Origin of the sequence: Bradyrhizobium centrolobii (genome assembly GCF_001641635.1) — a bacterium.
Taxonomy (GTDB): Bacteria; Pseudomonadota; Alphaproteobacteria; order Rhizobiales; family Xanthobacteraceae; genus Bradyrhizobium; species Bradyrhizobium centrolobii.
Genome location: NZ_LUUB01000043.1, coordinates 57,538 through 68,795, shown reverse-complemented (window position 1 = coordinate 68,795; position 11,258 = coordinate 57,538). Strand labels below are relative to the sequence as shown.

At 65.8% G+C, this 11,258-nt stretch carries 11 protein-coding genes; 7 read left to right on the top strand and 4 right to left on the bottom strand.

Annotated features, from left to right (window positions below; translation table 11 throughout):
- The 6 genes from AYJ54_RS11995 to AYJ54_RS11970 all read left to right on the top strand — a co-directional run.
- On the top strand, positions 1–2,311 hold a 2,311-nt coding region (locus tag AYJ54_RS11995; RefSeq protein ID WP_063696632.1), incomplete at its 5' end, for a hybrid sensor histidine kinase/response regulator.
- Positions 2,312–2,412: 101 nt separating this feature from the next.
- Entirely contained in the window at positions 2,413–2,886 is a 474-nt protein-coding gene (locus AYJ54_RS11990) for a chemotaxis protein CheW (protein WP_063699124.1), read from the top strand.
- Between the two features lie 31 nt (positions 2,887–2,917).
- A complete protein-coding gene (locus AYJ54_RS11985; RefSeq protein WP_027554928.1) occupies positions 2,918–3,304 on the top strand; it encodes a response regulator in 387 nt (128 codons plus the stop codon).
- 47 nt (positions 3,305–3,351) lie between these two features.
- Positions 3,352–4,233: a CheR family methyltransferase gene (locus AYJ54_RS11980; protein ID WP_063699123.1), complete on the top strand. Its 882-nt coding sequence runs from the start codon at positions 3,352–3,354 to the stop codon at positions 4,231–4,233.
- A 2-nt stretch (positions 4,234–4,235) separates the two neighbouring features.
- Entirely contained in the window at positions 4,236–4,553 is a 318-nt protein-coding gene (locus AYJ54_RS11975; protein WP_063699122.1) for a hypothetical protein, read from the top strand.
- Positions 4,554–4,687: 134 nt separating this feature from the next.
- Complete coding sequence (locus tag AYJ54_RS11970) at positions 4,688–5,191, top strand: response regulator (protein ID WP_063699121.1); 504 nt, start codon at positions 4,688–4,690, stop codon at positions 5,189–5,191.
- Positions 5,192–5,203: 12 nt separating this feature from the next.
- Here AYJ54_RS11970 and AYJ54_RS11965 read toward each other — a convergent pair whose 3' ends face one another.
- Complete coding sequence (locus AYJ54_RS11965) at positions 5,204–5,533, bottom strand: hypothetical protein (protein WP_063699120.1); 330 nt, start codon at positions 5,531–5,533, stop codon at positions 5,204–5,206.
- 150 nt (positions 5,534–5,683) lie between these two features.
- On the opposite strand from AYJ54_RS11965, the gene AYJ54_RS11960 reads away from it, so the two are divergent.
- Positions 5,684–6,319, top strand: a complete 636-nt coding sequence (locus AYJ54_RS11960) for a response regulator transcription factor (RefSeq protein WP_063699119.1) — start codon at positions 5,684–5,686, stop codon at positions 6,317–6,319.
- A 162-nt stretch (positions 6,320–6,481) separates the two neighbouring features.
- Here the strand turns inward: AYJ54_RS11960 and AYJ54_RS11955 are convergent, their stop codons facing one another.
- The 3 genes from AYJ54_RS11955 to AYJ54_RS11945 form a co-directional block, all read right to left on the bottom strand.
- Positions 6,482–10,072, bottom strand: a complete 3,591-nt coding sequence (locus AYJ54_RS11955) for a PAS domain S-box protein (protein WP_063699118.1) — start codon at positions 10,070–10,072, stop codon at positions 6,482–6,484.
- Positions 10,050–10,250: a response regulator gene (locus AYJ54_RS11950; RefSeq protein WP_082905620.1), complete on the bottom strand. Its 201-nt coding sequence runs from the start codon at positions 10,248–10,250 to the stop codon at positions 10,050–10,052. Before AYJ54_RS11950 ends, AYJ54_RS11955 begins: the two co-directional genes overlap by 23 nt.
- A gap of 215 nt (positions 10,251–10,465) precedes the next feature.
- On the bottom strand, positions 10,466–11,182 hold the full coding sequence (locus AYJ54_RS11945) for a GntR family transcriptional regulator (RefSeq protein WP_063699116.1): 717 nt from the start codon (positions 11,180–11,182) through the stop codon (positions 10,466–10,468).
- Positions 11,183–11,258 lie beyond the last annotated feature (76 nt).

The following is an 11,258-nucleotide window of genomic DNA, read 5'->3' as shown; positions in this document are numbered from 1 at the left end:
GCAGCTGACCACGGGCGCGCTGGTCGCGCAGACCCTGGAGCGCCCGCTGCGCCCGGGCGAGGTGTCGCTGGACGAACTCGAGCGCGCCTTCCGCGAGACCGCGATCGAGGTGCCGACGCCGGTCGCCAGGGCCGCGCCGGCGCCGGCCGCCGCGGCGCCCGTCAAGGACGCCGCCAAACCCGCCGCCCGGGAGAAGGCCGCGCCCAAGAGGTCGATGGCCGACGAGACCGCCGCCGACGGCGACCGCATCGCCAACCAGTCGATCCGCGTCAACGTGGATACGCTGGAGCATTTGATGACCATGGTCTCCGAGCTGGTCCTGACCCGCAACCAGCTCCTGGAGATCTCCCGCCGCAACGAGGACACCGAGTTCAAGGTGCCGTTGCAGCGCCTCTCCAACGTCACCGCCGAGCTGCAGGAGGGCGTCATGAAGACGCGGATGCAGCCGATCGGCAATGCCTGGCAGAAGCTGCCGCGCATCGTGCGCGACCTGTCGAGCGAACTCGGCAAGCAGATCGAGCTCGAGATGCACGGCGCCGACACCGAGCTCGACCGCCAGGTGCTCGACCTGATCAAGGATCCGCTCACCCACATGGTGCGCAACTCCGCCGACCATGGCCTGGAGACCCCGGCCGAGCGGCTGGCGAGCGGCAAGGGCGAGCAGGGCACGATTCGGCTGTCCGCCTATCACGAGGGCGGCCACATCATCATCTGCATCGCCGACAACGGAAGAGGCCTCAACACCGAGAAGATCAAGGCCAAGGCGCTCTCGAGCGGCCTCGTCACCGAGGCCGAGCTCGAGAAGATGAGCGAGGCGCAGATCCACAAGTTCATCTTCGCGCCGGGCTTCTCCACCGCCGCCGCCATCACCTCGGTCTCCGGCCGCGGCGTCGGCATGGACGTGGTGCGCACCAATATCGACCAGATCGGCGGCACCATCGACATCAAGAGCGTCGCCGGCGAAGGCTCCTCCGTCACCATCAAGATCCCGCTGACCTTGGCGATCGTCTCGGCGCTGATCGTCGAGGCCGCCGGCGACCGCTTTGCCATCCCGCAGCTCTCGGTGGTCGAGCTGGTGCGGGCCCGCGCCAACTCCGAGCACCGCATCGAGCGCATCAAGGACACCGCGGTCTTGCGCCTGCGCAACAAGCTGTTGCCGCTGATCCACCTCAAGAAGCTGCTCAAGATCGACGATGGCGCCGCTAGCGATCCCGAGAACGGCTTTATCGTGGTGACCCAGGTCGGCAGCCAGACCTTCGGCATCGTCGTCGACGGCGTGTTCCACACCGAAGAGATCGTGGTCAAGCCGATGTCGACCAAGCTGCGCCACATCGACATGTTCTCCGGCAACACCATCCTCGGCGATGGCGCGGTGATCATGATCATCGACCCCAACGGCATTGCGAAGGCGCTCGGCGCCGCCGGCGCCTCGGCCCACGACCTGGCCGATGAGGCCGCCGCCCATCACATCGGAAGCGGCGAGCAGACCACCTCGCTCTTGGTGTTCCGCGCCGGCTCGAGCCAGCCCAAGGCGGTGCCGCTCGGCCTCGTCACCCGCCTCGAGGAGCTGCCCGCCGACAAGATCGAGTTCAGTAACGGCCGCTACATGGTGCAGTACCGCGAGCAGCTGATGCCGCTGGTCGCCATGGAGGGCGTCACCATCGCGTCCCAGGGCGCCCAGCCGATCCTGGTGTTCGCCGATGACGGCCGCTCGATGGGCCTCGTCGTCGACGAGATCATCGACATCGTCGAGGAACGGCTCAACATCGAGGTCGGCGGCACGGCTAGCGGCATTCTCGGCTCGGCCGTGATCAAGGGCCAGGCCACCGAGGTGATCGACGTCGGCCACTTCCTGCCGATGGCGTTCGCCGACTGGTTCACCCGCAAGGAGATGAAGCCGTCGATGCACGCGCAGTCGGTGCTGCTGGTCGACGACAGCGCCTTCTTCCGCAACATGCTGGCGCCGGTGCTGAAGGCGGCCGGCTACCGGGTGCGCACCGCGGGCGGCGCGCAGGAGGCGCTGGCGACGCTGCGCGCGGGCCAGAACTTCGACGTGGTGCTGACCGACATCGAGATGCCCGACATGAACGGGTTCGAGTTCGCCGAGGCGCTGCGCGCGGACCACAACCTGGCGGGAACGCCGATCATCGGCCTCTCGGCGCTGGTCTCGCCGGCGGCGATCGAGCGCGGCCGGCAGGCCGGCTTCCACGACTATGTCGCCAAGTTCGACCGTCCCGGGCTGATCGCGGCGCTGAAGGAGCAGACCGCGGGCGCCGCCGGCGCCGCCGAGCTGAGCCGGGCGGCGGCCTAGCGCATGATCCGGACCCGAAGGGCCGCGTTAGCGCAAAGTGTGAAGCGGTTTTCCGACAAGATCATGCTCCAACAACAAGCGGCGGGGAAGGAGATACTTCGATGAGCAGCAAGATGCAGACCGCCGAGGGCGCCATGGTCGAGTACGTCACCGCGATGATCGGCGGCCAGCTGTTCGGCCTGCCGATCTCCCGCGTCCAGGACGTGTTCATGCCCGAGCGCGTCACCCGCGTCCCCTTGGCCTCGCGCGAGATCGCCGGCGTGCTCAACCTGCGCGGCCGCATCGTCACCGTGATCGACATGCGCGCCCGGCTCGGCCTGCCCAAGGCCGAGGCCGGCAAGGCGCCGATGGCGGTCGGCGTCGACCTGCGCGGCGAATCCTACGGCCTTTTGATCGACCAGATCGGCGAGGTGCTGCGCCTGCCCGAGGACGGCAAGGAGGACAACCCCGTCAACCTCGACCCCCGCATGGCCAAGCTCGCCGGCGGCGTCCACCGCCTCGACGGCCAGCTCATGGTCGTCCTCGACGTCGATCGCGTCCTCGAGCTCGAAACCAAAGTGCAAATGGCTGCGTGAACCCCAAAAACATCGAAGCCGGAGAACCAAAATGAAGACATGTTTGGTCGTCGATGATTCCAGCGTCGTGCGCAAGATCGCACGCCGTATCCTGGAAGGTCTGGAATTCGAAGTCACCGAGGCCGAGGACGGATCAAAGGCACTCGAGATCTGCCAGCAGAAGCTGCCCGATGCGGTGCTGCTCGACTGGAATATGCCGGTCATGGACGGTTTCGAGTTCATGGGCCACATGCGCCGCCTGCCCGGCGGCGACCAACCCAAGGTCGTGTTCTGCACCACCGAGAACAACGTGGCGCATATCGCCCAGGCGCTTAGCGGCGGCGCCAACGAGTACATCATGAAGCCGTTCGACAAGGACATTATCGCCGACAAGTTCGCCGAAGTCGGCTTGATCCCGGTCGGACAAGCCTTTGCCTGAATATCACTGGCCTGAGTGTTCCCAGTAAAGCTTGCGAGAGGCTATCCGTGACCCCGACCGAGTATGAGTATCTGCGTAAGTTCCTGAGGGATCACTCCGGTCTCGACCTGTCCGCAGACAAGCAATATCTGATCGAAAGCCGCCTGCTGCCGCTCGCCCGCAAGGCCGGGCTCTCGAACATCACCGAGCTCGTGCAGAAGCTGCACGGCCTTGGATCGAGCGCGCTCGCCACCAGCGTGGTCGAAGCCATGACCACGAACGAGACCTTCTTCTTCCGCGACAAGATCCCGTTCGATCATTTCCGCGACACCATCATGCCGGAAGTCCTCAAAGCCCGCGCCGGCCGCCGCAGCGTGCGCATCTGGTGCGCCGCCGGCTCGACCGGGCAGGAGCCCTACTCGCTGGCGATGTGCCTGAAGGAGATGGGCGCGGCGCTCACCGGCTGGCGCGTCGAGATCATTGCGACCGACCTGTCGCAGGAGGTGCTGGAGAAGGCCAAGGCCGGCGTCTACAGCCAGTTCGAAGTACAGCGCGGCCTGCCGATCCAGATGCTGGTGAAATATTTCAAGCAGACCGGGGAGACCTGGCAGATCAATCCCGAGCTGCGCGCGATGATCCAGCACCGGCAGCTCAACCTGCTGCACGATTTCGCACAGCTCGGCACGTTCGACGTGATCTTCTGCCGCAACGTGCTGATCTATTTCGACCAGGATACCAAGATCAACATCTTCAACCGCCTCGCGCGCCAGATCGAAGGTGACGGCTTCCTGGTGCTGGGCGCCGCGGAGACCGTGGTCGGACTGACCGATGCCTTCAGGCCGATCGCGGAGCGGCGCGGGCTCTACAAGCCGAATGACGCCCGTGCAGCGGCGGGCAGGCCGGCGCTCGCCGGCGCCGCGCCGCGCATGGCGGCGATAGCAGGATTGTAAGCATGGCAGAGGATGGCAAGGGTGGGGAACGCGTCACGTTCAGCCGCGGCTATGATGTCTGCATCATGGCCATCGACGGCACCTGGCGCCGCGACTGCAAGCTCAACGCGATTTCCGACACCGACGCCATCCTCACGGTGGAAGGCTCGATCCAGGGGTTGAACCTGAAGGAGTTCTTCCTGCTGCTCTCGTCTACCGGGCTTGCCTATCGCCGCTGCGAGCTGGTGCGCGTCAACGGCGCCGAAATGGACATCCAGTTCCTGCGCGGCAAGAACAGGAAGAAGCGCGGCGCGGCCGGCGGCCATGACGCGGCGGCCTGACGCCTGCGCGCCTCCCTTTCCGGATACGTTGCTTCACATTTGCTAAAACATCCGAGTGAATTCGCCGCAGCAGCTTTACGGGGCTTAAGCGCGAGCCGTGTATCGATTGCCGGTCTCAATCGCAGGGTACGGTAATGCCAAGAAGCTCTCTCTCCCCCATCCCGTCAAATCTGCCCGACGTCGCCGAACGGCGCGCGCTTCAGCTCCTGGTCGTCGACGACGACGCCACGCAGCGCAGCCTGATCACGGTCGCCGCCAAGCAGGCCGGCCATGAAGTCACCGTGGCGCCGTCGGTCGCGGAAGCGATCGAGAAGCTCCGGTCCGCGCGCTTCGACTGCGTGACGCTCGATCTCGTGCTGGAGGACGGCGACGGCATCGACGTGCTGCGCGAGATGGCGGCGGCGAAGTTCTCAGGCTCCGTGATCGTCATCAGCGGCATGGACGGCAAGCGCCGCAGCGCCGCCCGCAGTTTTGCCCGCTCCGTCGGGATCGAGCTCCAGAGCCTGCCGAAGCCGCTGGATCTCGCGGCCCTGCGCATCAGCCTCGCCAATCTCGGCAAGGCCGCGATGGGCCTGCCGGTGATCCATACCTGGGGCGGCGTGGCCACCGACGCGATCGTGGCGCGTCACCGCGCCTGATACGCGGAACTGCTATGCGGTCAGATGCGGCCGTTCCGCCGCGCTGACCGCGATCTCGGACGGGTCGCCGGAATCCGACAGGCACTGCAGCGCGTGGCCAAGCCCCGCCCGGCAGGCGTTGAGAGCGGCGCTCGCTGTGGCATAACGCGGGGTGACGTCGTCGAGCACGAAAATGTCGGCGGAACCAACGATAGCGCTATCGTTCTCCTGCGTCATGGCTGCGTCGATCAGGCGCATGCTGCTCTCGATCCGCGCGATCAGAGAGCGAAGATCGGCCGCGATCAACTGACGGCTGTCAGTTTCGGGCATCGTGACGAGAGGCGTGCCAGCAAAATTTAGCATGGATATTCTCCGCCCTCTGCAAATAGGCTCCTTGCCGCTACTTGTGCGTTAAGTCCATGTCCCGTACAAATACGGGTGGGCCGAATCCGCGCCGAACGCCATAACGTTTGGCGCGGACGCGAGTCTTCTAATGCCGAATGGACCTGGCACATGGCCGAACAAACCTCTCGCGGTGAAATCTTCGTGGTCGACGATGACCCTGCCGTTCGCGACACCCTGTCGATGGTGTTGAAGGCGGCTGGTTATGAAGTGATCTGTTTCGCAGACGGCGCAGCATTGCTCTCCGTCGCGCGAAGCCGAACACCGGCTGCGATCCTGCTCGACGTGCACATTCCCGGAAAGTCGGGCCTCGACATCCTCAGGGAGCTGCACGGCGAGGATTATCCGGCGCCGATCTTCATGATCTCGGGCCAGGGCGACATCGCGATGGCGGTGAGCGCGATCAAGAACGGCGCGCTCGACTTCATCGAGAAGCCGTTCCGCGGCAGCGAGATCGTGAGCCGGCTCGAAGAGGCGATCGGCGCCTATGCGCGGCGCCAGGCAGAGAATGCATCGCCGAAATTCAGCTCGCTGCATTTCCCCGGACGCGAGCCGTTGACTCGCAGGGAGCGCGAGGTGCTCGAGCAGTTTGCCTCCGGCGCCTCCAACAAGGAAGCCGGCCGCACGCTCGGGATCAGCCCGCGCACCATCGAGGACCACCGCGCCAACATCATGAAGAAACTCGGTGCGCGCAACGCCGCCGATCTGATCCGCATCGTGATGACCGCGGCCCAGCGGGCGTCGTAGACGGGCGCTCTCTCGTGCCCCGGACGCAGCGCGTCACGCAGTGATGCGCTGCCGAGCCGGGGCCCATCTCTCCAATTCGACGGCTATCAGTCCTGGGTCCGGCTCTGCGTCGCAGCCGCGCTGCGCCTTGTCCGGGACACGAGAAGGCGCGATGAGTTCGCCTCACCCCTCCAGTGCCTTGCGCAGGATCCGCGCGAGATCCGATTTTCGATAGGGCTTTGCCAGCAGCAGAACGCCGGAATCGAGCCGGCCGTGATGGATGATCGCGTTCTCGGTATACCCGGACGTATAGACCACCTTGAGATCGGGGCGCGTCTTCTGCAATTCGTCGGCGAGCTGCCGTCCGTTCATCTTGCCCGGCATGATCACATCGGTGAAGAGGAGGTCGAACGGCTTTCCGGTGGCGACGATCGCGAGCGCCTCCGCGGCGTTTGCCGCTTGCAGGGTGACGTAGCCAAGCGAATGCAGTTGCGCCAGCACGTAGTCGCGCACCAGCCGGTCGTCCTCGACCACGAGGATGGTCTCGTGTCCGCCTTCGATGGTCGCCGGCGTCACGCCTTCGCCGATCACGGTGGCCGTCTTGCCGGGCGGCAGGTACATCTTGATCGTGGTGCCGTGGCCCTCCTCGCTGTAGATCTTGATGTGGCCTGCGGACTGCTTGATGAAGCCGTAGACCATGGAGAGCCCGAGCCCGGTGCCCTTGCCGGGTCCCTTCGAGGTGAAGAAGGGGTCGAAGACCCTGGCCAGCATGCTTGCGGGGATGCCGGCACCGGTGTCGCTCACCGCGATCAGCACGTAATGGCCGGGCCGGACGTCGTTGGCGCTGGCATAGACCTCGTCGAGATAGGCGGCACCGGTCTCCAGGATCAGCTTGCCGCCGCTGGGCATGGCGTCGCGTGCATTGAGCGCGAGGTTGAGGATCGCGGTGGTGAGCTGGTTGGGATCCACGATCGCCACGCAGCTCTCGTCCTCGAACACGGACTCGATCAGGATCTGCTCGCCCAGCGTCGGCCGCAGGAGTTTCGCGGTGTCGATGATCAGCGAGTTGACGTCGATCTCGCGCGGCTGGAGCGGCTGTTTGCGCGCGAAGGCGAGCAGGTGCTGGGTGAGCTCGGCGCCGCGCGCGGCGGCCTCGTCGATCATCTTGGTGATGGCGGCGAGTTGCGGCTCTTTCTCGACCGCCTCCGCCAGGATCTCGATCGTTCCGGTGATGACAGTGAGGATGTTGTTGAAGTCGTGCGCCACGCCGCCGGTGAGCTGGCCGACCGCCTCCATCTTCTCGGCATGGCGGATGCGCTCCTCGGCGGCGATCTTGTCGGTGAGGTCGCGATAGAAGACGTTGAAGAGCATGCCCTCGCGGCGTTGCAGCGCCGTGACGCTCAGCTCGGCCTTGAATTCCTTGCCGTCGCGGCGCCGGCACATGAGCTCGCGGCGGCGGTTCAGCGTCCTGCCATCATCGCTTTCCAGGAAGTGCTTCAGGCCCGCCTTGACCCTGTCGCGATCGCCCTCGGCGACGATCAGATCGATCGTGCTCTTGCCGAGCACCTCGTCGCGGCGCCAGCCGAACAGCTCCTCGGCCTGCGAGTTCCAGTTCAGGATCTTGCTGGCCTCGTCGGTCTGGACGAAGGCGTCGAGCGCAGTCTCGACGATGTTGCGGGCAAGCTGCTCGCTCTCGCGCAGGGATTCCTCGGCGTGCCGCGCCTCGGTCATGTCGCGTCCGACGAAAAAGAAGCGTTTGGCCTGGTCCGACCAGTTGCCGAGCCAGGACAGCCACACCTCGTGTCCGTCCTTGTGGAAGCAGCGCGTGTCGGCGAGTTTGGGGTGCTTGCCGCGCCGGAGCGCCCGCATTTCCTCGCGGGACTGCTCGAGATGGTCGGGGTGGATGAAATCGGCGCCGCTGCGGCCGATCATTTCCTCCCGCCTGTAGCCGAGGATCGTCTCGCTGCTCGGACTGATCTGCATGATATGACCACGCGAGTTCATGATCATGATGAGGTCCTGCGAGGCGTCGAAAAGCTGCCGCCGTTCCTCGAGCTGCTGCTGGAGGGCCCGCTCGGTCCGTCGCGCTTCGGTGAGACTGCGGGCCGAGCCGGAGGCGCCGATGATCTCGCCCGAGGGCCCTCTGATCGGCGACAGGCTCACGGATATCTCGACCGGGCTGCCGTCCTTGCGTATCCGCACGGTCTCGAAATTCTCGATCCATTCGCCCCTGGCGATCCGTCGTAGATAGTCCTTGCCTTCCTCGCGGCGGTCATCGGGCACGATGATCGAGGTCGGCTTGCCGACCGCCTCCTCGGCCGAATAGCCGTAGAGGCGCTCGGCCGCCGGATTCCAGCCCGTGATGATGCCGCCGAGCGTCTGCATGACGATCGAATCGTCGGAGGATTCGACCGCCGCGCTGAACAGGCTTTCGCGGGCGGCGTGGTGGTCGCGCGCGACCTCGGTCCGTCGTCGCTCCTCGACCTCGTGCTCAAGCGCTGATGTCTTCGCGTTCATCTCCTCGAACATCCGCTTGTAGGCGCGCGCCAGCACGCCGGTCTCGCCCGGCGCATCCGTCGGAATGGCAGGAGAGTTGTCGCGGCCGACCCGCTCGATGGCCGCGGTCAACTGTCCGATCGGCCGCGTCAGGGTCCGCGCCAGCAGCACCGACAGCACGGCCGCGACCAGGACCGCGACAAGGCCGACGCCGAGGCTGGTGTGCTGGATGGCCGAGGCGGGGGCCATGAAGGCGGCATTGGGGACGCCGCGGATGACGCCGACCCACTGGTCTTCGGCGAGGATCGCAGGGGATATCGCCGCGCCTCCCGGCTTGCCGCTGCGGTCCGGCACGATCTGCGACGCGCTGTTGGTGGTGCCGACCAGCGACGCGAAATACGGGAAGTCGTTCTGCCATCGCGTCGGCTTTCCCAGCTGCGAACCGTATTCGCGGCTGCGATCGGGGTGGACGAGATAGTCGCCGTTTGCGCCGACGACATAGACCTCTTCGCCCGGCCGGATCGACGCACGGACGCGATTGAACACCTTGCCCATGTCGACATTGACGACGACGATCCCGAACAGCTGATGATCGGGGCCGAACACCGGTCCTGCGACGCGCAGGGTCGGAACATACGGCGTCTGAATGACGCCGTCGTCGACATTCAGATCGACGGGGGAGACGTAGATCCGGTCTTCGGCGAGCTTGATGGCCTCCTTGAAGAAGAAGCGATCGCCTTTTTTCTGGAGGGACTCGTCGGGTACCGCGCGAACCGCCCCGTTCGGGCCGGAGCGGTCGACGCGCAGATACTCGGCGCCGTCGACGCCGATGATGCGGAATTTCGCATAGGCCGGATTGGCCCCGACATCGGCCACGAGGCGCGTCAGCAGGCGCTCGCGCCAGGTCTTTTCGGAGAGGTGGTCGACCGGATCCATTCCGTTGTTGAAATGGGCGTCGATCATGCCGCGCGCGGCGGCGCGCGAGCGGAATGTCTTGATGTCGCCACGCGCACCGTTGGCGTGGGCTTCGAGCTCCGACGCCAGCTGCCGCGAATGACTCTCGATGCGGTCGAGCGCCCGCGGCAGCAAGGCCTGTTCGAGGCTGCGATAGCTGACGAGGCCGACTGCCGAGACCGCGATCGCGACCAGCAGGATCATGGCGATGGCCAGCCGCGTCGCGAGTGTCATGTCCGACTTCGTCCCGGTCGGGGCATCGTGCCGCTTGGTTTCGGAGGAAGCGGGGCGGGCGTCCTCATCATCGGCGACCGGTGCTGACATCGGAAGCCTCCGGCCGGGCCGCCGCCAGGCAGCCATCGACCGCTGCGAGCAGCGCCTCGGGCCGGAACGGCTTGTGGCCATCGCCTGCGACCGTCACGCGATGACCGGCCCTTTCCAGGATCAGCGGGATCGTGATCTGCACGGCCGGATCGTCATCCACGATCAGGATGTTAGCCAAATTCCAGTCCTCCGAGCTCGATGGGAGGTCCAATTCGATGAGTGGAGTCGACGCATCAAATATGAAATTGTTGCGCGGATTCTGCCCGGCCCGCAAGCGCTTCGCGAGCGAAACGATTCCTTCTGTCGTACGGCTCGGGGACCGGACTTTTCGTCGGGTATGTGCACGCTCGCGTGCACAGCGCGGCATGCAAAGCCGTGGGCCCGGGCGGGGCCTTAGTCGCTCAGATATTCCGGATAACGGGCGCGGATCTTGTCGAGCTCGCTGAGCGTCCCCGACAGGTGCGTGCGCAAATGCTGCTGCGCGGCCTTGGCATCGCCGGCTTCGATTGCCCGCGTGATCAGCTTATGGTGCCGCAGGATGTTCTGGGCCTTGCCGGGTGAGGGCAAATGCAGCCGGCGCAGCCGCTCGATATGTCCGCTGCGGCTGCGCACCAGCCCCCAGAGATCCTGCTTGCCCGCGGCAGCGTAGAGCTGCGCATGGAACTCGTTATCGCCGGCCATGAAGCCTTCGAAGTCGCCGGCCTTCGCGGATTGCTGCTGCTGCGCAATCATGTGGTCGAGCCGACTGATCAGGGCCTTGTCGTGATGCTCCGCGAGCAGCCGCACGATCTCGAGCTCGAGCGCCTGGCGCAGGAAATGCGCCTGCTGGGCGCGACCGACATCAACACGGCTGACGACGGTGGCGTGCTGCGGAAACACGTCCACCAGGCCTTCTTCCTCGAGCCGCATCAGGGCATCGCGAACCGGCGTCGAGCTGACGCCGAATTGGCCGGCGAGCTCCGCGCGCGACAGGGGCGAGCCCGGCGGCAGCTCCAGGGCGATGATCGCATTGCGCAGCCGCTCGAACACCTGCGGCGCGGCCTGACGGGCGCGGTCGAGCCGGGCGCCGGGGCGCAGCACCGAGCGAGGCGCGGTGTGGGGTAGTTCCATGGTGGCTCCCGCCGGCTTGCCTTTGATGCACTAATATATTAGTGCATCAGGGCGGTCAACGCACGCCGCCGCCCTC